General features: G+C 59.4%; 19 protein-coding genes. 6 read left to right on the top strand and 13 right to left on the bottom strand.

Annotation, left to right across the window (positions count from 1 at the left end; translation table 11 throughout):
• Positions 1 to 106: 106 nt before the first annotated feature.
• Genes VGC62_RS22550 through VGC62_RS22540 form a run of 3 tightly spaced genes read left to right on the top strand, consistent with a single transcriptional unit; the run spans position 107 to position 1,980 of the window.
• Entirely contained in the window at positions 107 to 1,012 is a 906-nt protein-coding gene (locus tag VGC62_RS22550) for a LysR family transcriptional regulator (RefSeq protein ID WP_331189291.1), read from the top strand.
• A 21-nt stretch (positions 1,013 to 1,033) separates the two neighbouring features.
• Entirely contained in the window at positions 1,034 to 1,264 is a 231-nt protein-coding gene (locus VGC62_RS22545) for a hypothetical protein (RefSeq protein WP_331189290.1), read from the top strand.
• The gene (locus VGC62_RS22540) at positions 1,264 to 1,980 is read left to right on the top strand and encodes an isochorismatase family cysteine hydrolase (protein ID WP_331189293.1); all 717 of its coding nucleotides are present in this window, start codon (positions 1,264 to 1,266) and stop codon (positions 1,978 to 1,980) included. The genes VGC62_RS22545 and VGC62_RS22540 overlap by 1 nt, the downstream gene beginning before the upstream one ends.
• Before the next feature lie 348 nt (positions 1,981 to 2,328).
• Here the strand turns inward: VGC62_RS22540 and VGC62_RS22535 are convergent, their stop codons facing one another.
• The 3 genes from VGC62_RS22535 to acnA all read right to left on the bottom strand — a co-directional run bounded on the left by VGC62_RS22535 (position 2,329) and on the right by acnA (position 6,202).
• On the bottom strand, positions 2,329 to 2,739 hold the full coding sequence (locus tag VGC62_RS22535; protein ID WP_331189289.1) for a PA2817 family protein: 411 nt from the start codon (positions 2,737 to 2,739) through the stop codon (positions 2,329 to 2,331).
• Positions 2,740 to 2,882: 143 nt separating this feature from the next.
• Complete coding sequence (locus VGC62_RS22530; RefSeq protein WP_331189288.1) at positions 2,883 to 3,083, bottom strand: hypothetical protein; 201 nt, start codon at positions 3,081 to 3,083, stop codon at positions 2,883 to 2,885.
• Positions 3,084 to 3,460: 377 nt separating this feature from the next.
• A complete protein-coding gene (gene acnA, locus VGC62_RS22525; RefSeq protein WP_331189287.1) occupies positions 3,461 to 6,202 on the bottom strand; it encodes an aconitate hydratase AcnA in 2,742 nt (913 codons plus the stop codon).
• A 234-nt stretch (positions 6,203 to 6,436) separates the two neighbouring features.
• Here acnA and rlmM point away from each other — a divergent pair, with 234 nt between their 5' ends.
• Positions 6,437 to 7,504: a 23S rRNA (cytidine(2498)-2'-O)-methyltransferase RlmM gene (gene rlmM / locus VGC62_RS22520; RefSeq protein WP_331189286.1), complete on the top strand. Its 1,068-nt coding sequence runs from the start codon at positions 6,437 to 6,439 to the stop codon at positions 7,502 to 7,504.
• Positions 7,505 to 7,960: 456 nt separating this feature from the next.
• Positions 7,961 to 9,376, top strand: a complete 1,416-nt coding sequence (locus VGC62_RS22515; protein ID WP_331189285.1) for an FAD/NAD(P)-binding protein — start codon at positions 7,961 to 7,963, stop codon at positions 9,374 to 9,376.
• 157 nt (positions 9,377 to 9,533) lie between these two features.
• Here VGC62_RS22515 and VGC62_RS22510 read toward each other — a convergent pair whose 3' ends face one another.
• The 10 genes from VGC62_RS22510 to VGC62_RS22465 all read right to left on the bottom strand — a co-directional run bounded on the left by VGC62_RS22510 (position 9,534) and on the right by VGC62_RS22465 (position 21,992).
• Complete coding sequence (locus tag VGC62_RS22510) at positions 9,534 to 10,634, bottom strand: sigma-54 dependent transcriptional regulator (protein WP_331189284.1); 1,101 nt, start codon at positions 10,632 to 10,634, stop codon at positions 9,534 to 9,536.
• Positions 10,635 to 10,788: 154 nt separating this feature from the next.
• Entirely contained in the window at positions 10,789 to 11,925 is a 1,137-nt protein-coding gene (gene ssuD / locus VGC62_RS22505) for an FMNH2-dependent alkanesulfonate monooxygenase (protein WP_331189283.1), read from the bottom strand.
• Positions 11,926 to 12,226: 301 nt separating this feature from the next.
• Positions 12,227 to 13,843 (bottom strand): inorganic phosphate transporter, encoded by a 1,617-nt coding sequence (locus VGC62_RS22500; protein WP_331189282.1) that lies wholly within the window; start codon positions 13,841 to 13,843, stop codon positions 12,227 to 12,229.
• A 307-nt stretch (positions 13,844 to 14,150) separates the two neighbouring features.
• A complete protein-coding gene (locus VGC62_RS22495; protein ID WP_331189281.1) occupies positions 14,151 to 15,167 on the bottom strand; it encodes a transporter in 1,017 nt (338 codons plus the stop codon).
• A 763-nt stretch (positions 15,168 to 15,930) separates the two neighbouring features.
• Positions 15,931 to 16,752 carry an aldo/keto reductase gene (locus tag VGC62_RS22490; RefSeq protein ID WP_331189280.1) on the bottom strand — a complete coding sequence of 274 codons (822 nt, stop codon included), beginning with the start codon at positions 16,750 to 16,752 and terminating at the stop codon, positions 15,931 to 15,933.
• 87 nt (positions 16,753 to 16,839) lie between these two features.
• Positions 16,840 to 18,276 carry an efflux transporter outer membrane subunit gene (locus tag VGC62_RS22485; RefSeq protein ID WP_331189279.1) on the bottom strand — a complete coding sequence of 479 codons (1,437 nt, stop codon included), beginning with the start codon at positions 18,274 to 18,276 and terminating at the stop codon, positions 16,840 to 16,842.
• A complete protein-coding gene (locus VGC62_RS22480) occupies positions 18,273 to 19,193 on the bottom strand; it encodes an efflux RND transporter periplasmic adaptor subunit (RefSeq protein WP_331189278.1) in 921 nt (306 codons plus the stop codon). The genes VGC62_RS22485 and VGC62_RS22480 overlap by 4 nt, the downstream gene beginning before the upstream one ends.
• Complete coding sequence (locus tag VGC62_RS22475) at positions 19,190 to 19,399, bottom strand: DUF1656 domain-containing protein (protein WP_331189277.1); 210 nt, start codon at positions 19,397 to 19,399, stop codon at positions 19,190 to 19,192. The genes VGC62_RS22480 and VGC62_RS22475 overlap by 4 nt, the downstream gene beginning before the upstream one ends.
• Positions 19,396 to 21,537, bottom strand: a complete 2,142-nt coding sequence (locus VGC62_RS22470; RefSeq protein ID WP_331189292.1) for an FUSC family protein — start codon at positions 21,535 to 21,537, stop codon at positions 19,396 to 19,398. Before VGC62_RS22470 ends, VGC62_RS22475 begins: the two co-directional genes overlap by 4 nt.
• A 2-nt stretch (positions 21,538 to 21,539) precedes the next feature.
• Complete coding sequence (locus VGC62_RS22465) at positions 21,540 to 21,992, bottom strand: MarR family winged helix-turn-helix transcriptional regulator (RefSeq protein WP_331189276.1); 453 nt, start codon at positions 21,990 to 21,992, stop codon at positions 21,540 to 21,542.
• Between the two features lie 532 nt (positions 21,993 to 22,524).
• On the opposite strand from VGC62_RS22465, the gene VGC62_RS22460 reads away from it, so the two are divergent.
• Positions 22,525 to 23,193 (top strand): polysaccharide lyase family 7 protein, encoded by a 669-nt coding sequence (locus tag VGC62_RS22460; protein ID WP_331189275.1) that lies wholly within the window; start codon positions 22,525 to 22,527, stop codon positions 23,191 to 23,193.
• Positions 23,194 to 23,720: the final 527 nt, after the last annotated feature.

Below are 23,720 nucleotides of genomic sequence, written 5' to 3'. Positions count from 1 at the left end.
GTGCAAGCGCGCTCTTACAGCGGTATTCATCGCGCACTGTTCAGATCGGCCAATTGGAATTATGCTTTTTGCCTATCTTATTATTCGTCTTCTATGTGCGGTCCGAATGAAAATTGATGATATCGATGCCTTCGTGGCGGTTATCCGCTGTCAATCCATCAGTCATGCAGCTCAATCCCTGGATCTGACGCAGCCGGCTATCACCCGGCGGGTGCAGAATTTCGAGCAGGCGTTGGGCGTCGAGTTGTTCGACCGTAATACCAAACCGCTCAAGCCCACCCCCATGGGTATTCAGGTGTACCAAAAGTGCCTGGCGATCCTGCGTGATATGGATGCGTTGCGTGAACTGGTCGCCAGCGATACGCCGCCCAGTGGTTTGTTGCGTCTTGGGGTGCCGCAAACCATCGGCGATGTGGTGTTGCTTGATGCGCTCAAACACTTGCGCGGGCAGTTCCCTGATCTGCGCGCACAAGTGGTGACGGGTTGGGGCAGTCATCTGATTGGCAAGATTGAGAACGGCGAGCTGGATGCCGCTGCGGCGTTGTTCCCTGCGGGCAAGATTTTCCCGGAGAACATCATCGGCGAATCCATCGGCAAGATGGAGCTGGTGGTGGTTTGCGACAAGGGCAGCCTGCCGAACAAACCCCTGAAGTTGGCCGACTGTTATGACCGCGGTTGGGTGCTGAACCCCGATGGCTGCGGTTTCCGCGCTGGGCTGCAACGCACATTGGCTGATCAGGGGTTGAGTCTGAAGGTCAATCTGGAAACGTTTGGTACCGAGCTGCAGTTGGGATTGGTCGCTGACGGTATGGGCTTGGGGCTGGTGCCACGTCCGCTGCTTGAACGCAGTGCTCATCGGGATCAACTGGCGGTGGTGCCGCTCAAGGACTTCAAGCCGGTGATGGACTTGTGGCTGATCTATCCACGCTTTCTCGGCAATCTTCAGGCGCCGGTGTCATCGTTTGGCAGCTTGGTTGCCGCCTCACTGAAGCAGGCACGCGACGCGGCTTGAGGCCATCAGGGGGGACTTCTCATGTTCAAGTTTGCCTATTTTGCTTCGCTGCTATTGGCATCCATGTGCCTTTCGCACTTCAAAACCAAGATTATGGAAATGGCTCGCTTGGCCTTTCAACACGGCTTGTATCAGGGGGCCACGGACGCCAATTTTGTCGGTATTGAGGCAGGCGATGGCAAAGTGTTGGGCAATCCAGGCAATGTGAAACTGCGCTTTGCTTCTACTTGGCTTGGGCAGGGGGCGCTGTGATGGTTTTTTCTCAGTTGTCGCACGCATCTCCTTATGCCTGGCCGCTTTCTGGTAACTGGAGCGCTGAGGACACCGCTGTCATCACAATCGACATGCAGCGTGACTTCCTGGCGCCGGATGGTTATTTCGGCGCGCTTGGCGAAAACCAGGGGCAGTTGTCCAGTGCCGTGGAACCGGCCAGAAATTTTCTACGCTTGATCAGACCGTATGGCTTGTTGATGATCCATACCCGTGAGTCGCATCGGCCTGAGCTGGTAGACCTTAACGACAATAAGCGACTGAAAGCCATGCGCATGGGTTCACCCATCGGCAGCGCTGGGCCAATGGGACGCTTGCTTGTGCGGGGTGAATGGGGATGCGACTTCTACGATGGGTTTGAGCCACTCCCAGGAGAGATCGTGGTCGATAAACCTGGCAACAGCGCGTTCTACGCGACCGACCTGGAGCACATTTTAAAAGCCAGGGGTATTCGAAACATCATCCTGCTCGGGGTTACCACAGATGTGTGCGTGTCATCGACCATGCGGGACGCGAATGATCGGGGGTACGACTGTGTGCTATTGCACGATTGCTGTGGTGCCGCGACCCAAGCGCTGCACGACTCTGTTGTCGATGGCATTCAACGTGAAGGCGGCATCTTTGGCACATGCGCCAACAGCGGCGATGTACTCAAGGCCATGAACGCATCGAGCGGCACGCCTTGTTCTCCTGACTGAATTCGCCCAGGGCGTTCAACACCGCTTAGGCGACCTTCTCGACCTTCTCGACCTAGTCGGGCTGAATGGCCGGACCACTGCGTGGATGAATTTCCGACCCCGGCCCCGTGGCGATGTAACCGATGAATTCAACGCTCATGAACAACGCCTTCCTGTCTTGGGCATTCTTAAGGCGCGTCTCGTCGACATCGCGCCTGTGCGAACAAGCAACATCGGGGCAGGGAGCGTGGCTGTGAAATTCGATTAAGCGCCAAGCTTTTTATAAAAAATGTGCATTTAATAATTTTATAAAATCAGGATGTTTGAGTATCGCCCATTCTTGGGCAAGCCCGCTGGCACCCTGGCGCATCAATGCTTCTGCGCATCCTTGGCCATGGTCAGGAATTGTTTTTCCTGGTTCCAGTCGAACGGTTCTTCATTTTGCTCGGCTTCGTAACGGCGTTCTTCCAGTGCCGTGTACAGATCGATTTCATCGTCCGGCATGAAGTGCAGGCAGTCGCCGCCGAAATACCAGAGCAGGTCGCGGGGTACCAGATGAGCAATTTGCGGGTAGCGCTGGATCACCTGACACAGCAGGTCCTGACCCAGGTACTGGCTTTCGATGGGTTCTTGCGGCAAGAGGGTCATCAGTTCGTCGTAGCGTTCGATGAACAGCTCATGGCTTTCTTCGGGGACCTGCTCGGCTTCACCCAGCGCGACCAGGATGCCGCGCAGGTGCGTCAGCAGGGTGAGAGTGTGGTCGAGATTGGCGTCGGCCATGATGAAGTCCTCAGAGGCAAAAACAGGCGCGAGAGTATAGAGCTCTCGTCAGACCACCGATACCCCAGCCAGGACTGATGGCATCGGTCGACTGCTTGTGCTTTGCCTTTACTGACCGCTTGAAGCGTGTAGCTGCTCCCCCTTCAATGCCATAAGCCAGCCAGATACCGATGGCCTGCATCGGTCAGCGTGAGTTTGAAGGTGTTGTCCGCGTGCGGCTGTCGCGTGACGAAGCCGATCAGAAGAAGTGTTTGCAGGCGTGATGTCGGTTTGCCGCTCTGAATATCCTCCCCGGATACGATTTCAGCGAGCATGCAGCGATGGTTAATGCGTTGGTCGATCATGGTGCTTCCCCTTGCGTGTTTCTTATTGTTGAAGGGGAGTGTAGGACACTCTGCCAAGGTCTGTTGCCGTCCTCTTGGAAACATCTCCCGGCGGGTCCTACAGCGGATCAACCGCCCCATCCATCGCGGCGCGCTATTGATGGATGTCTTCAATGCTGCAGTTGATCAGCGGCAGTAAACCCGGCGCGTGCGGCCTGCCTGTCACACCGCATGCACAGGTTTTACGACGGGTTCCCCGCCGGTCGCGGGACAAGCCCAGCTCCAACATGGTGTAGCGAATGTGTTAGCGAGGCGGTGTCTCAGGCGCACCGTGTTGGTCGCCTCGCCAACACGTTGGCTCCTACAGAAGGGGAGCCAACGGGTTGGTTGCAATCACTTCATGAAGCGATCAACTGCCGCAACACATAGTGCAGAATCCCCCCGGCCTTGAAGTATTCAACTTCGTTCAGGGTGTCGATCCGGCACAGTACGTCGAGGTTTTCCAAGGTGCCGTCTTCGCGGGTGATCTGCAATTTCAGGTTCATGCTCGGCTGCAACGTCGCGCCGGTAAGGCCGCTGATGTTGAGGGTTTCCTTGCCGGTCAGTTGAAGGGTTTTGCGGCTCTGGCCGTTCTTGAACTGCAACGGCAAAACTCCCATGCCCACCAGGTTGGAGCGGTGAATACGCTCGAAGCTTTCGGCAATCACCGCCTTGACCCCCAGTAGATTGGTCCCTTTGGCCGCCCAGTCGCGGCTGGAGCCGGTGCCGTATTCTTGACCTGCGATCACCACCAGCGGCGTGCCTTCTTGCTGATAACGCATGGCGGCGTCGTAGATCGGCAGCTTTTCATCGGTCGGCACATGCAGGGTGTAGCCGCCTTCTTCGTTGCCCAGCATCTCGTTGCGAATACGGATGTTGGCGAACGTGCCGCGCATCATGACTTCATGGTTGCCCCGGCGAGAGCCATAGGAGTTGAAGTCTTTGGGTTCAACGCCTTTGCTGCGCAAGTAGCGCCCGGCCGGGCTGTCGGCCTTGATGTTGCCGGCGGGGGAGATGTGGTCGGTGGTGACCGAGTCGCCCAGTATCGCCAGCACGCGAGCATCGCGCACATCGGTGATGACCGGCAACGGACCTGCGACATCATCGAAGAAGGGCGGATGCTGGATGTAGGTGGAATCTTCCTGCCAGACATAAGTAGCAGCTTGCGGCACTTCAATGGCCTGCCACTGCGCGTCGCCGGCAAAGACTTCTGCGTATTCCTTGTGGAACATGGCGGTGCTGACCTTTTGTACGGCGTCAGCGATTTCTTTGCTGCTGGGCCAGATATCGCGCAAGTAAACCGGCTGGCCGTCGCTGCCTTCACCCAGCGGTTCGCGGCTCAGGTCAATGCGCACGGTGCCAGCCAATGCATACGCCACCACCAGCGGTGGCGAGGCCAGCCAGTTGGTTTTTACCAGCGGGTGTACGCGGCCTTCAAAGTTGCGGTTGCCAGACAGCACCGAGGCCACGGTCAGGTCCGATTGCTGGATGGCTTTTTCGATGGGGTCACGCAATGGGCCGGAGTTGCCGATGCAGGTGGTGCAACCATAGCCAACCAAATCGAAACCCAAGGCGTCGAGGTACTGGGTCAACCCAGCGGCCTTGTAGTAATCGGTGACCACTTTGGAGCCCGGTGCCAACGAGCTTTTGACCCATGGCTTGCGTTGCAGGCCTTTTTCCACGGCTTTTTTGGCCAGCAGACCGGCCGCCATCATCACGCTGGGGTTGGAGGTGTTAGTGCAGGAGGTGATGGCGGCGATCACCACGGCGCCGTTTTTAAGGCGATACCTGGCGCCTTCGTATTCATATTCCGCCTCGCCGACCTGAGCGGCGTTACCCACAGCGACACCGCCGCCGCCTTCGCTTTCCAGCCGGCTCTCTTCGTGTTTGCTCGGCTTGAGTTGCAGGCCCAGGAAGTCATCGAATGCCTGCCCGACGTCTGGCAGAGCGACGCGATCCTGTGGCCGTTTCGGACCGGCCAGGCTGGCGACCACGGTGCTCATGTCCAGCTCCAGCGCGTCGGTGAACACCGGCTCCTGACCAGGCAAACGCCACAGGCCCTGCGCCTTGCAATAGGCCTCGACCAATTGCACGACTTCGGCGGGGCGGCCCGAGAGTCGCAGGTAATCCAGGGTCACGTCGTCCACCGGGAAGAAACCGCACGTCGCGCCATATTCCGGCGCCATGTTGCCGATGGTGGCGCGGTCGGCCAACGGTAGATCGGCCAGCCCGTCGCCATAGAACTCGACGAATTTACCCACCACGCCTTTCTTGCGCAGCATTTGGGTGACGGTCAGCACCAGGTCGGTGGCGGTGATGCCTTCGTTGAGTTTGCCCAGCAGTTTGAAACCGATCACTTCCGGGATCAGCATCGACACCGGTTGGCCGAGCATCGCCGCTTCAGCCTCGATCCCGCCCACGCCCCAGCCCAATACACCGAGGCCGTTGATCATGGTGGTGTGCGAATCGGTGCCGACCAGCGTATCGGGGAAGGCATACGTGCGGCCGTCTTCTTCTTTGGTCCACACGGTGCGGCCCAGGTATTCGAGGTTCACCTGGTGGCAGATGCCGGTGCCCGGCGGCACCACGCTGAAGTTGTCGAAGGCGCTCTGGCCCCAACGCAGGAAGGCGTAGCGTTCGCCGTTGCGCTGCATTTCGATGTCGACGTTTTCACCAAACGCGTTGGCATCGCCGAATTTGTCGACCATCACCGAGTGGTCGATGACCAAATCGACGGGCGACAGCGGATTGATACGTTGCGGATCGCCACCGGCCTTGGCCATGGCGGCGCGCATGGCGGCCAGATCGACCACCGCAGGCACGCCGGTGAAGTCTTGCATCAGTACACGGGCAGGGCGGTATTGAATTTCACGGTCGGATCTGCGTTCGGTCAGCCACGCGGCAATGGACTTGAGGTCTTCACCGGTGACGGTTTTGTTGTCTTCCCAGCGCAGCAGGTTTTCCAGCAGCACCTTGAGGGACATCGGCAGCTTGTCCAGGTCGCCAAGGGATTTCGCGGCGTCCGGCAGGCTGTAGTAGTGGTAGGTCTTATTATTGATTTCTAATGTTTTGAGGCTTTTCAGGCTATCGAGGGAGGGCATGAAGTAACTCCTTGACGAGTCCGCACGGCACGGACCTGGGGGAATCGGATAAACCAAAAACAATGTAGATCAAGTTCACGAAGCGCTCTGGTTGGCGGCTTGTGTAGTACTGGACCAGCCAGCCATACCAGTGGTTCCTGATTGGGCTATCATGCGCCGCTTTTGCGTCGTTGAGGTTAATCCTCACCTATAGGTCGCGACGCGCCGCCGTCTGGCGCGCACAGAGGAACTCCAATGAACACCCTGTTTATGCATTGCCGGCCTGGTTTCGAAAGCGAAGTCTGTTCGGAAATCAGCGAGCATGCGGCGCGTCTGGACGTTGCAGGTTATGCCAAGGCCAAGACCTGCGCGGCTTACGCCGAGTTTGTCTGCACCGAGGAAGACGGCGCTGAACGCTTGATGAACGGTATGCGTTTTGTCGACCTGATCTTTCCTCGGCAGTGGGCGCGGGGAGTGTTTGTCGAACTGCCGGAAACCGACCGTATCAGCGTGATCCTCGCGCATATGGCTGGATTCGCTACCTGCGGCAGCCTGTGGCTGGAAGTAGTCGACACTAATGATGGCAAAGAGCTTTCGACGTTCTGCCGCAAGTTCGAAGCGCCGCTGCGCAAGGCCCTGACCCAAGCGGGCAAGCTGGTGGACAACCCCAGCCTGCCGCGTCTGTTGTTGACCTTCAAAAGCGGGCGTGAAGTGTTTCTTGGGCTGGCGGATGCCGATAATTCGGCAATGTGGCCCATGGGCATTCCACGGCTGAAGTTTCCGCGTGAGGCGCCGAGCCGTTCGACGCTGAAGCTGGAGGAGGCCTGGCACCATTTCATCCCGCGTGATCAGTGGGATGAGCGGCTCTCAAGCGACATGACGGCGGTTGATCTGGGAGCGGCGCCGGGTGGCTGGACCTATCAACTGGTGCGGCGCGGGATGCTGGTCACCGCTATCGACAACGGGCCGATGGCCGAAAGCCTGATGGATACTGGCCTGGTGCAACATCTGATGGCCGATGGCTTTACCTACAAGCCGCGTCAGCCGGTGGACTGGATGGTGTGTGACATCGTCGAAAAGCCCGCGCGCAATGCGGCCTTACTGGAAACCTGGCTCGGCGAAGGCTTGTGCCGCGAGGCGGTGGTCAATCTGAAGTTACCGATGAAACAGCGTTACGCCGAGGTACGACGCTTGCTGGAGCGCATCGAAGAAGGCTTCAAGGCGCGGGGCATCAAGGTCGCCATCGGCTGTAAGCAGCTGTATCACGACCGCGAAGAAGTCACCTGCCATTTGCGGCGGCTGGATATGAAACGCAAGGGCTAGGCTGCCAGTACTTGATCGTGGAGCCAGGCTCATCGCGAGCAAGTTTTCATCAAACACAACATAACTACCTGAATAAAAGAGATTTTCTGTAGGAGACTTGTCCCGCGACCGGCGGGGAACCCGTCGTAAACCTGCGCACGCGGTATGACTGGCAGACCGCGCAAACCGGATTTACTGCCGCTGCGCGACAGCACGGCGTCTGGACGATGGGCCACAGGTTAGGCATTGCCCGCTCACTCGGTGTTCAGCCCACAACACCGAATCAACACTTTGCTGATTCATGGGCCTCTGAGCGCCAATCAAAGCTGGCAAATGGAGTGAAAATCCCCGGCACGCTCCCTGCAATGCATCCTTCGTACCGAAGTGGCTGTACGAACGTCTTGATTGAAACTGTTCTCACGCTCAGCATAATCAGGCGTCCGCGTCCCTCCTCAAAAGAATCAAAGGCGATACCGAATGACCCCAGATAACCATCGACCCACTGCTGACATCCTGATCGTCGGCGGTGGCCTGAGTGGCGCGATATTGGCGGTGCAGTTGTTGCGTAAACCAGGCAAACGCCGGATCGTGATTATTGAGTCGCGTAGCGAACTTGGGCGCGGCGAGGCCTACAGCGCTACCGAGCTGAGCCATACGCTGAACGGCAACGCTGCGCGTATGAGCATCGACCCCGACAATGCCGACGATCTCACTCAATGGCTGGGCGACTTCATTGCCGCCGGCGGCTGGCCAGAGTCCGATGAGCAGCACCTGACGGCAGCGGAGCTGTTCCCGCCACGAGGCATTTTTGGTCTTTATGCTCAGCAACGGCTCGCCGAGGCTCAGGTGGCCGGAGCTGTTTACGGCTCGACGGTCGAGCATGTGCGTAGCGAGGCTGTCGATCTGGTTATCGATGATTCGGGCCTTGAAATCACCTTGGCCGATGGCCGTGTTCTACGCGGCGCGCATGGGGTACTGGCGACAGGCGTATTCTCTGCCGCCCGCACTCCACAACGCGACTCAAACGAACTCAACGCGGCAGCGGTTGATCCCTGGGACGTCAGCGCCATGCGCCAACTCGATCCCCAAGGCCGGGTGTTGATCATCGGTTCGGGCCTGACCATGGTCGACGCCGTGGTGTCGCTTGAACTGGCCGGGCATCGCGGTCCCATCGACGTATTCTCCCGACATGGCCTGTTGCCCCATGTGCGCAGGCAACCGCCGAGCTGGCCGGATTTCCTCGGGGCTGATCACACGCTGCGCAGCACCCGGCAACTGGTGCGTGCGTTGAGGGAACAATGCGAGCAGGCCGTCGCCCAGGGAATTGACTGGCAAGCGCCGCTGGACACCGTACGGGTACATATTCCCAGGTTGTGGAGTCAGGCGACTGACCAGCAGCGTCGCCAGTTCGTGCGTCATGTGCGGCCATGGTGGGAGAGCCATCACCATCGTTCGCCGCCGCCCAGCGCGAAATTGCTGGCGCGTTTGGTGGAGGAGGGGCGCCTGACTATTCACGCCGCTTCATTGCTGGGGGTCGAGCCTGCTGAAGCGGGTCAGGTGCATATTCACGTGCGTCGCCGTGGCGAAACGGAACCGACGCGGGTCAGCGGCAACGCGTTGATCAATTCCACGGGTATTCAATACGACTGGCGCCGGGTAGACCGCGAACTGCCCCGGCAGTTATTGGCCCGTGGACTGATTCAGCCAGGCCCTTTGGCGCTGGGCATCGCTGCCGACCCGAGCGGTGCTGTGCTGGACGCCAAAGGCCACGTGTCGCAACGATTATTTGCCATGGGGCCACCGTTGCGCGGAATGTGGTGGGAAAGCACCGCCGTCACTGACGTGGCGCTGCAAGCCAAGGCGCTGGCGACCACGTTGGCGAGCCTGAGATAACTCAATCATTGGGCTGACTTGCGCGTGATGGTGTCGAAGTCGACACCATCACGTTCGGACCCACACAACCTGCCCCCAGAAACCGACAGTAAAGGATCAGGCGCTTAATCCTGGGCTTCAATGCGCATCAGGTGCTGAGTGCGACGATGGAGTGGCTTCAGACCGACAGTTGGACGATGCGATCCCCCTGCAGTTGTTCGCCGGGCCGGCGTTTGTTGACCGCCAGTTCACCCATTTTGATCAAGCGCGCGCGGGTGACATTGCGGCTCAGGCCGAGCAGTTCGGCGGTGTGTACCTGGTTGCAGTGGCTGAAACGATAAGCCGCTCGCAACAGGGCGTCTTCAACTTTTTCGTGCAGTGCGCCGGCCTGTTCCTCGAACAGCTTCTGAAACGCACGCTCCAGCAAAGCCTGCGTCGATTCATCGACCTGCGCGGTATCGTCCTGGCGTTCGATGCGCAGGTTCGACAAGCGCAGATCATCGCGTTGAATCACACCGTCGCGGCAGATCAGCAGCGTGTGGTGAATGACGTTTTCCAGTTCGCGAATGTTACCCGGCCAACTGTAAGTCTTGAGCTTGTGTTCAGCCTCTGGGCTGATGTGGATCGGCCCGTAACCCATGCGCTGGCTGTAGACGTCGATGAAGTGACGGGTCAGCGGCATGATGTCGCCAGGGCGCTCACGCAACGTGTGCAGCTCCAGATTGACCACGTTCAGGCGATAAAACAGATCCTCGCGAAAGTGTCCGGCATTGATCGCTCGTTCCAGTTGCACGTTGGTGGCAGCCAGCACTCGCACGTCGATGGGCGTGCTTTTGCGTGAGCCCAGACGAACCACTTCGCGCTCTTGCAGTACGCGCAATAACTTGACCTGAATCGCCATCGGCAGATCACCGATTTCATCCAGGAACAAAGTGCCGCCGTTGGCTTCTTCAAACCAGCCGGCTTTGGCGGTCAGGGCGCCGGTGAAAGCACCTTTTTCGTGGCCGAACAACTCGGCCTCCACCAACGATTCAGAGAACGCACCGCAGTTCACTGCGACGAACGGTCGATGACGACGGCCGCTAAGGTTGTGGATATGCCGCGCGATCAGCTCTTTGCCGGTCCCGGTTTCGCCAATGATCAGCACGCTGGCTTCGCTCGGCGCAACCTGCTGCACATGAGCCAGTAGCGCCTGGGATTTTGGATCTTCGAACACCTGCGCTGTGGCTCGGATTGAGGTCGCCAGCGCAGGCGAGGGCGGTAGGGTCAATAGCTGCATGAGGATCACTTTTGATGAAAGAGAGTCAGGGTGAAAGCCGTCCCCTGTAGGCGCTGCCCAAGGCTGCGAATCGCGATACGGCCTGATGACGATGTTGATGAGATTCGCATCGCGGCCTTGGGCAGTTCCTACAGGTGACTCATCATTTCAGGTGTTACTTCTGCGGCGGCAGGTCGTTGGCGATCATCTCGCCGAACGGGCCAGTCAGGTTAGTGATACCGCGACCGGCCAGGCTGCGGTACGGTTCGGGCAGCAACGGAAACACCAGTTCGGCAAAACGATAGGCTTCTTCCAGATGTGGATAACCCGAGAAAATAAAGCTCTCGATGCCCAGATCGGCGTACTCCTTGATCCGCGCGGCCACTTCCTCGGGGTTACCCACCAGTGCCGTCCCTGCGCCACCGCGTACCAGACCAACACCCGCCCACAGGTTCGGGGCGATTTCCAGGTTGTCGCGGCGACCGTCGTGCAATGCGGCCATGCGCCGCTGACCTTCTGAGTCAAAACGTGCAAAGGATTTCTGCGCCGCAGCAATGGTTTCGTCGCTGATGTGCTCTATCAGCTGGCTTGCGGCCTGCCACGCTTGTTCGCTGGTCTCGCGTACGATCACGTGCAAACGAATACCAAACTTCACGGTGCGGCCCTTGCGGGCGGCGCGTTCGCGAATATCCGCCAGTTTTTCCGCCACAGCGGCAGGCGGCTCGCCCCAGGTCAGGTAGACATCCACTTGCTCGGCGGCCAGTTCGTGCGCCGCTTCTGACGATCCACCGAAATACAGCGGCGGATAAGGCTTCTGGATCGGTGGGTACAGGGCTTTGGCGTTCTGCACATGCAAGTGCTTACCTTCGAAATCCACTGCTTCGCCTTGCAGTACACGGCGCCAGATTTTCAGGAATTCGTCGGTGACTTCATAACGTTCGCTGTGGTCGAGGAAAATACCGTCGCCACGGTTTTCATCGGGGTCGCCACCGGTCACCACGTTGATCAGCAAACGGCCACCGGACAGGCGATCGAGCGTTGCCGCCATGCGCGCCGAAACGGTTGGCGAAATGATCCCAGGACGAATCGCAACCAGGTACCGCAGGCGCTCGGTCAGAGGCACGAGGGCCGAGGCGATCACCCAGGAATCCTCACAAGAGCGGCCGGTAGGAATCAGTACACCGTGATAACCAAGGTCGTCGGCGGCCTGGGCCACTTGTTTCAGATAATTCAGCGTAACTGGCCGCGCGCCCTTGGAAGTACCCAGAAAATGGCCATCGCCGTGTGTCGGTAGAAACCAGAAAACATCCATGAGATACCCTTTGAGCAGAATCAGTGGCTTGTGTAAGTACGCTATTTATAGAGGTTGTGATTTATTCCGTAAAAGAACTGAATTCCATATTTTTAGATCTTTTGGAAATATAAGGCGCGGATGTAGGTTGTTGAGTGGGGTGCCAAGCCTTGCGACATGCGTCAACGCAGCCATTGTGTAGACGCCAACGTGTTGGCGAGCATGGCGATACGGTGTGTCAGATACGCCATCTCCCGTCAGGGACCCTGTTCTCGACCCAAAAAAAATGGGCGCCGAAGCGCCCGCAACATACAGCGGCACATTAGAAAATCTGGGTAAAGAACCAATACAAGCCGCCCGACAGCAGAATCGCCGCTGGCAAGGTCAGCACCCAGGCCAGCGCCAGATTACGCAGGGTGCGCATCTGCAGGCCGGAGCCGTTGGCGGTCATGCTGCCCGCCACACCGGAGGACAACACGTGGGTGGTCGAGACCGGCAACCCGTACATGTCAGCCGCGCCGATGGTAAACATGGCGACCAGTTCCGCCGATGCGCCTTGGGCGTAGGTCATGTGCGTCTTGCCGATCTTCTCGCCGACGGTAATCACAATGCGTTTCCAGCCGACCATGGTGCCCAGGCCCAGGGCGATGGCTACTGCGATCTTCACCCACAACGGGATGAACCGCGTGGCGTTGTCGATCTGTTGCTTGAACAACTGCACCTTGCCCTGCGTGTCGGCATCAAAATTACCGACCTTGTTTTTATCCATCAGGCGAATGGTTTCGGAGGTCAGGTACATGTCGTTGCGCACGTTGGCCATGGCCTCGGCAGGCACTTTGGACAACGAACCATAACCGCCGACCTGGACGCCGATCTTGCCGGTCATCACCGCCAGCGCCGGGACCAGTTCAGGTGTGGCTTGCTTGTCGCGGATGTACTCGGACAACGTCAGGCGTGGGTCTGCCGGTGCGGGCAGTGGCGAGGAGCGGCTCAGCGCTTGCTGGGTGACTTCGGCCACCGCAGCGAACTGCAACGACTGATCGGCTGGCATGGTCCTGTTCAGCGCGTAGGCCATTGGCAGTGTGCCGACCAGAATCAACATGATCAGCCCCATGCCTTTTTGTCCGTCGTTGGAGCCGTGGGCGAACGACACGCCCGTGCAGGTCAGGATCAACAGGCCACGAATCCAAAGAGGGGGCGGGGTGTTGCCTTCTGGTGCTTTGTACAGCGCGCGATTCTTGATGAATAGGCGCATGGCCAGCAGCAACAGCGCGGCGCAGACAAACCCTACCAGCGGCGACAGCAACAATGAATAACCGACCTTGGTCGCTTGCGACCAGTCCACCCCGCTGGTGCCGTCACGGCCATGCATGAGTGCGTTGGCCACACCAACGCCGATGATCGAACCGATCAGCGTGTGCGACGAAGAGGCTGGCAAGCCCAGCGCCCAAGTGCCGAGGTTCCAGATAATGGCAGCGATCAACAAGGCGAAGATCATCGCAAAACCTGCTGAGGAACCCACTTGCAGGATCAGCTCTACGGGCAGCAGCGCGATGATGCCGAACGCGACCGCGCCGCTGGAAAACAGCACGCCCAGAAAGTTGAACAGCCCCGACCAGGCCACCGCGAAGTTCGGTGGCAGGGAGTGGGTGTAGATCACCGTCGCGACAGCATTGGCGGTGTCGTGGAAACCGTTGACGAATTCAAAGCCCAGGGCGATCAACAACGCCACGCCCAGCAGCAGGAACGGGGTCCAGGTCAGTACCACCGTGCCCAGGTCGTCGACGTCCTGTTTCAAGCTATAAGCGGTGAACAGCAGCCCCATGCCCAGCACGGCAAAGAAAATCACCATCGTCAGTACGCCGGGCTTACGCCCGAATTGAGAACTCAGCCCTGAGCCGCTCGATAAAGAGCCCGAAGCCAACGTAGGGGTCGCCATGATGCACAATCCTGTTCAAATGGGATGGCGACCATGATCATTTCAAAGTGTGACAAAAGTGCGACGTGGGTCAAAGCAGTCCGTATTTATTGGGAATTATCGACATACGGGTTGTTGATTCTGGCCGGAGGCTGTAGGCGTGTGGCTTGTCCCGCGATCTGCCGCGCAGCGGCAGCAATTTAGAGGCATGTGCTATGCCAGGACGAAAGAATTTGGGACTTGTTCCCAGCCCATCGCGGGACAAGCCACTCTCCTATGGCTGTGGCTGTGGCTGTGGCTGCGGCAGGAATGGCGATAGACGCAGCCGTCAATAATCCCGGCTTTTGCGAAACGCCCAGCGTCCGGCGATAAAGGTGAACGTCGCCACCAGCGCAACCAGCACCCAGAACCCATGCGGGTCGCTGGCCAGTGGAATGCCACCGACGTTCATCCCGAAAAAGCCCGCGACGATGTTAATCGGCAGGGCCAGCACGGTGACCACGGTCAGGGTGAACAGTGTTCGGCTGCTTTGTTCGTTGAGGTTGGCGGCGATTTCTTCCTGCAGCAGTTTGATCCGCTCGCCCAGTGCCGTCAGGTCGCTGATGACCAGCGCCGATTCTTCGGTGGACTGACGCAGCTCCTGCAAATCATCTTCCAACAACCAGTGCGGCGGCTTGTGCAACAGACGCATCAGCGAGCCAGGTTCCAATGCCAGAAGCCGTTGCAGGCGCACCAGCACACGCCGCATCGCGCCCAACTCCGAGCGGTTGTTGCTCAAGCGTTGGGACAGCAGTTGGTCTTCGATCTTGTCGACACTGAGGCTGGTCTTGCGCATGAACTGCGTCAGTACCTCGCTCTGATCGCGCAGCAGATGGGCCAGCAGTTCCAGCGGCGAGCGAAACAGCTCACCGTGCTTGACCGAGGAGCGCAACTTGTCTACCGAGCGCAAGGGGTGATGACGCGCGGTAATCATCACGCGGCTGCGCACGCAGACCCACAACGTGGCGATGTCGGTGGACACCCGGTTGAAATCGAATACCACGTCGTTGACCACCGCCAGCAGGGCCGAATCCACGTGTTCGATGCGCGTCGAGCGCGAGCCTTCGTGCAGCGCTTCGAAGAACTCGTCGGGCAGTTCCAGGTGAGTCTTGACCCAGCGCTCACAACTGGCGTGAGCGAGGTTCAAGTGCAGCCAAATGAATTCGTCCGGGTCGCTTGTGCTCTGTAGGCATTCCAATGCCTCGGCCGATGCAATCTCGCGCCCCGGTTCATCCGGATGAAAGCAAAACGCGTAAAGCAGTCCGAACAGATCGGAGTCCTGATGGTGGACGATGCTTTGATTCATGGAGGCTCGCAGACGGGGAGGGTGCCATTGCTTGGCACAGGATCGAAATCCGCATCATCGCAAGCGCTTTTGACAGTTATGTGACCGTTTGTGTTTAAAGCGCACAAACCTGAAACGGACGGCGATCGCTGTAGTAGCCAGGCTTGTCCCGCGACCGGCGGGGAACCCGTCGTAAAGCCCGCACACGTGGCGTGACAGGCAAACCGCACACACCGGTTTACTGCAGAACGCAGCTCAATCTGTAGGAGCCAACTTGTTGGCGAAGCGACCAACGCGGTGCTCCTGAGACACCGCCTCGCGAACAAGTTCGCTCCTACAGGGCGTTCTGGCCCCCACCACGTGCGTTTTGGCCCTGAACCCCCATGTGGGAGCCTAGCTTGTCCCGCGACCGGCGGGGAACCCGTCGTAAACCTGCACACGCGGTGTGACGGGCAAACCGCGCGCACCGGGTTTACTACAGAACGCAGTTCACTCTGTAGGAGCCAACTTGTTGGCGAAGCGACCAACGCGGTGCGCCTGAGACATCGCTTCGCGAACAAGTTCGCTCCTTGGGGCGTTCTGGCCCCCACCACGTGCGTTTTGGCCCTGAACCCCCATGTGGGAGTCGGGCTTGTCCCGCGACCGGCGGGCAAACCGCGCGTACCGGGTTTACTACAGAACGCAGTTCAATCTGTAGGAGCCAACTTGTTGGCGAAGCGACCAACGCGGTGCGCCTGAAACGCCGCCTCGCGAACAAGTTCGCTCCAGATTTTTTGCGCCGTGATCAGACCATCGACAAACGCTGTTTGCGATGCGGCGCCGGCCATGACCTGTCGATCAGTTGTTCATCATCCGGGCTCAGTTCGATCCTCGCCGCTGCGATATTCAGTGCAATATGCGCAGGCGTCACCGCTTTTGGAATGGCAATCACGCCGTGCTGGCGTAACACCCAGGCCAGACTGATCTGTGCGGGCGTGGCTGCATGGCGCCGGGCGACTTCCAGCAGTGCGGGGTTGTTCAGCAGGTTCCCGGCCTGACCAATCGGGCAATACGCCATGAGCGGCATGTTGACGTTTTGCATCCACGGCAGCAGGTCGTACTCAATGCCGCGCTCTTCGGGGTTGTAGAGCACTTGATTGGTGGCGCAGGCCGGATTGTTCAGGTCGAGCAGGTCCGAGACGTCGAAATTCGACACGCCCCAACGGCCGATTTTGCCGGCTTCGCGCAGGCGTTCGAACGCTTCGACGGTTTCTTCCAGTGGGTATTGACCTGGCCAGTGCAGCAGATAGAGATCGATATGGTCGGTCTTCATGCGCTTGAGGCTGCGTTCGCAGGCGTCGGGAATCCCCCTGCGGCTGGCGTTGTGCGGGTAGACCTTGCTCACCAGCGCCACCTTGTCGCGCTGACCGGCAATGGCCTGGCCGACCACTTCTTCGGCGCCGCCTTCGCCGTACATCTCTGCGGTGTCGATCAGCGTCAGGCCGCGCTCGATCCCAAGCCTCAGTGCTGACACTTCGGCCTCGCGCTGATGCCTGTCTTCGCCCATGTGCCAGGTGCCCTGACCAATCACGGGGACGGTTTTATCTGCCAGTTCGAGGGTGCGCATGGTGGCTCCTGCAAAAGAGAGGGTGACGAAGAGTGTGGCAGTCAAGGCGAGCGGGGGTTCAATTTCATGGATCAACAGGGCCCTGTGTTATTTCTCGGCCACCGCCCGGCTGCCTTCCCAACCCCCACCCAACGCCAGGAACAAATCAATCTGCCCCATCGCCACCTGCGTATTCGCCGCCGCCAACTGCGCGCGGACATCGGTGTAGGTGCGGGTGGCTTGTAGATCGGCGAGAAACGACTCGCGCCCGGCCTGGAAGAAACGGTGGGTCTGATCCGCCGCTTGCTGTGCGGATTTTTCGGCGTCGGCCAAGGCGTCGCGGCGCTCCAGCAGGGCGGTGTATTGCGACAGACCGGTCTGTGCTTCGCGAACCGCGTTGAGCACCACGCCGTCGAAGTGCGCCAGTGCCGCCTGACTCGATGCCTCGGCGACGTGTACGCGGGCGCGGGCGCCGTTGGACGGGATGGTCCAGTTGATCACGCCACCAAAGCCCCAGCGATTGGTCGACGGGTCGCCCAGCTCATCAAGAATACCGACTGTGCCCACCGTGGCGCCGATGCTGATGTCCGGGTACAGCGCGCCGGTGGCCACGCCAGTTTCTGCGGTGGCCATCGCCAGTCGACGCTCGGCCTGGCGCACATCCGGTCGACGTTTGAGCAGGGTTGCGCCATCGCCCACTGGCATCACTTGCGCGATGTGTGGCAGTTCGGCGCATTCGGCCACGCCTTTGGGCAGTTGGTTCAGCGGTTTAGCCAGCAGCATCGACAGACGATACAGCCCCGACTGCCTCGCCGCTGTGTAGCGTGGCAATTCGGCGCGCAGGGATTTGAATTGGGTTTGCGAACGCGTGACCTGGGTTTCATCGCCGCGCCCGGCGTCGCGCAGGCGTTGAGTGAGCGTCAGGCTCTGCTGTTGCAGGTTGACCGACTCAAGGGCGATGGCGTGTTCTTCATTGGCTGCGCACACCTGTGTGTATGCCCGAACCACGTCGGCCACCAGGGTAATGCGCGCGGTATCGGCTGCCGCCTGGGCCGCATCGGTGTTGGCCTGGGCTGCTTCGATGCCGCGCTGCAAGGTGCCAAACAGGTCGAATTGATAGGACGTGGTCAGCCCCACATCACCGATATTGGCAACCGGCACCTTCTCGGGCAGCAGATACGCTTGCCCTGCTTCTTGAAGCCGCTGGACGCCGGCTTTGGCGCTATTGGTAAAGCCACCTGCGGCATCCGCTTCGTCTGACTGATAACGCGCGCGTTGCAGGTTGGCTGCGGCAACGCGCAGGTCGGTGCTGGAAATCAGCGCCTGGCGCACTAACTCATCAAGCTTCGGGTCTTGATACAACTTCCACCAATCAGGTGGCACCGGTGCAGAGATCACATTCGACGACTCACCTGCCAGTTCGCCCTGCAAGTCTGCACGATTGATCGCCGCGTCTTTGGGTTGCTCATAGTCGGGGCCGACCACGGTGCAGGCCGACAACAGCAAACCCAATCCGACCGTCAGCAGGCGCGCGCTGTGTTTCATTTGGCGACCCCTGTGTCGGCGCTGGTTGCCTGGCCGTTGGGCTGCACATCGGCGTCATCGATGATCGATACCGTGGCGGTACGTCCGGCGATCATACGGAAGTCGGCTGGCACTTGGTCGAACGCGATGCGTACGGGAATTCGTTGCGCCAAACGCACCCAACTAAATGCCGGATTGACGTTGGGCAACAGGTTCGAGCCGCTGCTGCGGTCGCGGTCTTCGATACCCGCAACGATGCTCACCACATGGCCGCGCAGGCGGGCGTTGTCGCCGATCACGCGAATGTCGACGCTGGAACCGATGTGGATGCCGTCCAGTTTGGTCTCTTCAAAATAGCCGTCGACGTGGAATGAATTGCCGTCCACCACCGACAGCACCGCACGCCCAGCGGTGACGAACTCGCGGTCACGCGGGGCACGGTCGTTGAGGTAGCCGTCGACCGGGCTGCGGATCACCGAGCGGTCAAGGTTCAACTGCGCGGTGTCCACTGCCACTTGCGCTTCGTTCAGGGCCGAGAGGGCGCGGGCTTCCCTGGACTGGCTTTCCTCCAGTTGTTCGCGGGCCACCAGATTGCCCAGGCCACGGTTACGCTTGTTCTCACGCTGGGCCTGTTCCCAGGCCTCTTTGCGTTCGGCCACGGTGGCTTGAGCCTGGCGCAAGGTGAGGCGAAAGCGGTCCTGGTCGATGACAAACAGCACTTGGCCCTTGCTCACCACCTGGTTATCGGTGACCGAGACTTTCTCGATCAACCCGCTAACGTCGGGGGCGATCTGGATCACGTCAGCGCGGATATGACCGTCGCGGGTCCACGGGGCATACATGTAATACATCACCATGCGCCACACCACGATGGCGGCGAAGATGACAATCAGCAGGGTCAGGACCACACGGCCCAAAGTCAGTAAGGGTTTTTTCATTTCATCAAATATCGACTGAGAATATCCACGGCGCCGAGCAACAGGGCGTATAGACCAACGTTGAACAATGCCCGGTGCCAGACCAGACGGTAGAAGTGGGCCCGCGACAGCACGGCATGCACCACCAGAAAAACCACATAAGCGATGCCCATGAGCACCAGAAACGTGGGCACGAAAACCCCACTGATATCCAGGTCACCGATCATAAGGACGCTCCGTCGATGCCATACGGCGGCTGTTCTTGCTGTTGCGCCAACGCGTCAACGATTTCCACGCCGGGCAGCAGCGCCAGACGCAAACCACTGAGGGCGTGCAGCAAATGCAGGCGCGATGGGTCATCGCCCATCTCGTCGAAGCTCAGCGAGCGGCGGGCACGGTCCATGGTCATTAGCAGGCCTTTAGGGGCCGGCAAGCGTCTATGGGCCTTGAGGCAGGCTCGGAAATGAGCGCCGACTTCACGCGTGACCTGACTCAGCGACTCTCGGGGCACGGCCTGCACGCGTGGCATGTACGCCAGCAGATCGAGCATGTTCAGCGCCACTCGCAGTTCGCGCACGGCGATGCCGGTGTCCTGGGCGGTAATGGTCAGGCGCGGCAATTGCTGCATCAGTCGGTCAAGCATCCTGACGCCCATGCGTCGGTGTTCGGCCAGGCTGGCCTCTTCGCTGAGGGCGACGATGTCGCGCCAACTGAAGCGGGTCAGGCGTTTGGCCGCGACTTCAGTGCCGAAGGGGCGCACGACCACGGTCCAGACAAACGCGAACAGCAAGCCCGCCGGCCCGGCCAGGTTGGAGTTGACGAAGTTCAGGAAATCCGCGTCGTAAGCGCTTTGGATGCTGATGAACGACGACGTGTTGACGATGGTGAGCAAGGTGCCCAGGTAGAACTTCGGCTGCACGGTGAGGGTGCCGACACAGATAAACGGGACCGCGAAGGCCAACACCAGCATGGGGAAGTCGTGCAGGTTCGGCAGCACCACAAACAGGTACAGACTGGCGAACAACACCGACATCACCGTCCAGAAGAAGAAGCGGTAGATTTGCGGCGCCGGATCGTCCATCGCCGCAAAAAAACTGCATGACACCGCTGCCAGCGCCACGGCACTGGCGCCATCCTGCCAGCCGAGCAGAATCCATAGCACCGAGGCGACGATGATTGCCGACACCGATGAGGCCACCGAATACAGCATCAAGCCGCGGTCCAGGAACGGCGACAGGCGGCCCAGGCGCCAGTGCCGGTACACCGCGCGCCAGGGTGCGTGATCGTCGGTGACGATGGCCTGCTGCAAGCTGCGGCAGTCATGCCACAGGTCGATGAATTCACCCAGGCGATACAGCGTGTTGGACAGCAGCAATTGGCGTCGATCATCCAGTTGCGCAGGCGTCGGTTGCAGGCGTTCGAGTTCGCGGTGAAGCACCTCCCAGTATTTCACTGGCGCGCCTTTGCTGGTTTGCTCCAGCCAATCGCGGGTCTCGATCAGTAGCGGCGCCAGATCAGCCACCAGTTCCGGTGTGCGGCGTTCGAGGGCCCACAAGGCATCGTCCAGAGCGTCGATCACCGGTAGCAGGTGAATCATCCTGCCGCGCAGTTCTTTGGCGTTACGCACCCGCTGTTGATGCGCGCCTTCGTGGGGCAGTTGACCGATCATCACCTCCAGGCCGTTGAAGGTGCCGACCATCGCGGTGCGCAGGGCGCCGACGGTCTCGGGCGTAGAGGCGCGGGCGAGGAACAGGTCGCTGTAGGCCGAGGCATCGTTGAACCACTTGCCCAGCGCGTCCACCAGCACCGGTTCCAGTCGGCGCGGCCAGAACATGCTGCCCACCACGGCCGCGCAGACAATCCCCACGAAGATTTCTTCGGAACGGGACACGGCGATATCGAACACCGCTTGCGGGTTGTCCACCACCGGAAACGAGATCAGCGGCATGGTGTAGCCAGCCAGCATCAGCGCGTAGCTGTTGGCGGTGCGCAGGTGCATCGACAGGTAGAGCAGGGTGCCGGTCCACAATGAAATGACGATGGCCAGCAGAAAGGGGGTCTGCACGAACAGGGGCACCAACAACACCGAGGCCGCCGCGCCGACGAAAGTGCCGACTGCGCGGTACAGTGCTTTGGAACTGGTGGGGGCGACGAATGGGCTGGACACAATGTAAACCGTGGCCATCGCCCAATACGGACGCGGCAGCTCCATGATCAACGCGATGTACAGCGCCAGCATCGAGGCGGCGAAGGTGCGCACCCCATAAAACCAGTCGCGTGCAGGCGGTACGCCTTTGAAAAAGGCGCTGCTGAAGAATCCTTTGTCGGGAGAGCCCTTGTTGAAAGCGCCTTTGTTGAAAATCATGCTCAAGATGACGCCACCGCAACATGGGGTGTTGCGTCGGCAAAAGCCTTGAGCACGCGCAGGGTCGCTTCGAGATCAGCGGGGTCCAGGTGGCTGAAGACGTCGCGTCGCAGGCGAATCAACTCGGCCTCGATGGACAGGGCCAGCGCACGACCTTCATCGGTCAGGCTCAGGGACTTGGCGCGGCGGTCGGTGGGGTCTTCGGTGCGGCAGACCAGGTGGGCGACACCCAGTTGATCGAGTAAACGCACCAACGACGGGCTTTCCAGACCGCAGGCATGAGCAACCGTGACTTGACGCACGCCATCGCCCAAGCGCGCAATCATTAACAACGGCCCGGCGCAGGCTTCAGAAACCCCGTAGGTGCCCAGCGTGGTATGACAGACACGACGCCATTGACGCGACGCTGCGACCACGCCGGCGGTGATATGCATTTGCAGTGAATCCAGAGTCATAAGGGGTGCCACTAGGGTTCGTTCAACGGTCGGGAGATGGATAGGTAGTGAATGATTAGTCTTGGTATTATTAGTCTGCTAACTATTAATATCCGGTAACAATGTATTCGCGTCAAATGAAAAATCGCTGAACGGGGGCGAGTCGTTTGGTGGATTCCTTGATGGCGGTGGATGCTGCAATGCGGGTTGTCAGCGCCGCTCGTCGGATCATCCCTGAAGAATTCGCACGGTTTTGCCGAAATTCCCCCGGTGTCATTCAAAAACCTGACGGTTGCGATTTGGCCGCTCAGTCATACCTGCCGTCACTTTGAACTGCGTTCACAGACTTCTCGACGCATCTGTCCGTGATGTCTTAATGCTGGCGGTTTTCGAAATATGACCTATTTGGTCATATTTTTGACGTCATTTGCATGTCGCTTTTTGTCAACAAAGAAACGATTCAGCCGATAGTAAAGGCGATACGAATGAGTGCTCAGAGCACTGTTCTAGACACTCCCTTTGCTGGTGCGCAAGCCGCACCCTTGAGCTCAACATGATCGATCTCGCCACCTGGAACCTCTCAATCCCTGTGGGCACCCCGGCCACTATCATCGACACCCCTAAACTCATGGACGGTTATCAGGACGGCTACTTTCGTTCAGGGGATACGTTGTTCTTTTGGGCGCCGGTCACCGGGTCAAGGACCGAGAACGCCATCTACCCGCGCACCGAGCTACGCGAGACCTATGCCAGCGGCGCGGTCTACAACTGGCAGTATTCCCAGGCGGACAACTTTCTGCGCGCAGCGCTGGAGGTCGATCAAGTGCCTTCGTCGGGCAAGATCGTGATCGGCCAGATCCACTGTTACGGCAGCACCGAGCCGCTGATCAAGCTTGAGTATCAGTACAAGGAAAAATTGGGCAACGGCAACATCGTCGCCAAGTTCCGTCGCACGCCCACCTCCGAGCCTGAGGTGATTCAGATTGCCACTGGCGTGTTGCTCGATGAGCGCTTCACGTACACCCTTCACCTGACCCCAACCGGCAATCTGACGGTCAATGCCGCGCAGATGCAGTGGACTGCCAAGCTGGATGCCACTTGGAGCGGCAAATTGTTGTACTTCAAAGCCGGGGTATATACCCAGGACAACACCGGGTACGCGACAGAGGGCGGGGCGGCGACGTTTTACAAGCTGGAAATATCGCATGCCACAAAGACTTGATACGCGGTTTGATGCCGCTTTTTGTGGGTGTGAATGTGTTCGCGAGACGATAAGCCTGACACGCTACGTCCAATCTGTAGGCGCCAACGTGTTGGCCAGGCGACCAACGCGGTGCGCCTCAGACACTGCCCCGCGAACACGTTCACCACAGTGCATTCTGGCCCTAAAGCATTTGCGATAACTGCTCAGGTACGCATCCTCTGAACTGCGCCCCGAACCCCCATGTTGGAGTCGGGCTTGTCCCGCGACCGGCGGGGAACCCGTCGTAAACCTGCGCATGCGGTGTGACAGGCAGACCACGCACATCGGGTTTACCACCGCTGCGCGCCAGGTCGCGGGACAAGCCGCGCTCCTATGTATGGACTCGCCTCCACTGTCAACCCGCTTTTAAACACTGCTACCCGGTTGCATCTATTAAGTCTGTTCATTTTTTCAGGTACTCGCCCGTTTTGGTGTCGTCTTCGATCAGCAGGATGTGCATCGTAAAGGGTCGCTCTGTTCACACCGTGGTGGTTTTTCAACGCATC

The sequence above is a fragment of the Pseudomonas sp. genome, from assembly GCF_036404235.1.
In the GTDB taxonomy this organism is placed as follows: Bacteria; Pseudomonadota; Gammaproteobacteria; order Pseudomonadales; family Pseudomonadaceae; genus Aquipseudomonas.
Note: the sequence above shows the minus strand (reverse complement) of the source record. Positions and strands in the feature narration are given on the sequence as shown.

Bases quoted from the DNA above. Each gene is read 5' to 3' on its own strand.
- VGC62_RS22550 (WP_331189291.1), top strand. From the start codon at position 107: ATGAAAATTGATGATATCGATGCCTTCGTGGCGGTTATCCGCTGTCAA.
- VGC62_RS22545 (WP_331189290.1), top strand. From the start codon at position 1,034: ATGTTCAAGTTTGCCTATTTTGCTTCGCTGCTATTGGCATCCATGTGC.
- VGC62_RS22540 (WP_331189293.1), top strand. From the start codon at position 1,264: ATGGTTTTTTCTCAGTTGTCGCACGCATCTCCTTATGCCTGGCCGCTT.
- VGC62_RS22535 (WP_331189289.1), bottom strand. From the start codon at position 2,739: ATGGCCGACGCCAATCTCGACCACACTCTCACCCTGCTGACGCACCTG.
- VGC62_RS22530 (WP_331189288.1), bottom strand. From the start codon at position 3,083: ATGATCGACCAACGCATTAACCATCGCTGCATGCTCGCTGAAATCGTA.
- acnA (WP_331189287.1), bottom strand. From the start codon at position 6,202: ATGCCCTCCCTCGATAGCCTGAAAAGCCTCAAAACATTAGAAATCAAT.
- rlmM (WP_331189286.1), top strand. From the start codon at position 6,437: ATGAACACCCTGTTTATGCATTGCCGGCCTGGTTTCGAAAGCGAAGTC.
- VGC62_RS22515 (WP_331189285.1), top strand. From the start codon at position 7,961: ATGACCCCAGATAACCATCGACCCACTGCTGACATCCTGATCGTCGGC.
- VGC62_RS22510 (WP_331189284.1), bottom strand. From the start codon at position 10,634: ATGCAGCTATTGACCCTACCGCCCTCGCCTGCGCTGGCGACCTCAATC.
- ssuD (WP_331189283.1), bottom strand. From the start codon at position 11,925: ATGGATGTTTTCTGGTTTCTACCGACACACGGCGATGGCCATTTTCTG.
- VGC62_RS22500 (WP_331189282.1), bottom strand. From the start codon at position 13,843: ATGGCGACCCCTACGTTGGCTTCGGGCTCTTTATCGAGCGGCTCAGGG.
- VGC62_RS22495 (WP_331189281.1), bottom strand. From the start codon at position 15,167: ATGAATCAAAGCATCGTCCACCATCAGGACTCCGATCTGTTCGGACTG.
- VGC62_RS22490 (WP_331189280.1), bottom strand. From the start codon at position 16,752: ATGCGCACCCTCGAACTGGCAGATAAAACCGTCCCCGTGATTGGTCAG.
- VGC62_RS22485 (WP_331189279.1), bottom strand. From the start codon at position 18,276: ATGAAACACAGCGCGCGCCTGCTGACGGTCGGATTGGGTTTGCTGTTG.
- VGC62_RS22480 (WP_331189278.1), bottom strand. From the start codon at position 19,193: ATGAAAAAACCCTTACTGACTTTGGGCCGTGTGGTCCTGACCCTGCTG.
- VGC62_RS22475 (WP_331189277.1), bottom strand. From the start codon at position 19,399: ATGATCGGTGACCTGGATATCAGTGGGGTTTTCGTGCCCACGTTTCTG.
- VGC62_RS22470 (WP_331189292.1), bottom strand. From the start codon at position 21,537: ATGATTTTCAACAAAGGCGCTTTCAACAAGGGCTCTCCCGACAAAGGA.
- VGC62_RS22465 (WP_331189276.1), bottom strand. From the start codon at position 21,992: ATGACTCTGGATTCACTGCAAATGCATATCACCGCCGGCGTGGTCGCA.
- VGC62_RS22460 (WP_331189275.1), top strand. From the start codon at position 22,525: ATGATCGATCTCGCCACCTGGAACCTCTCAATCCCTGTGGGCACCCCG.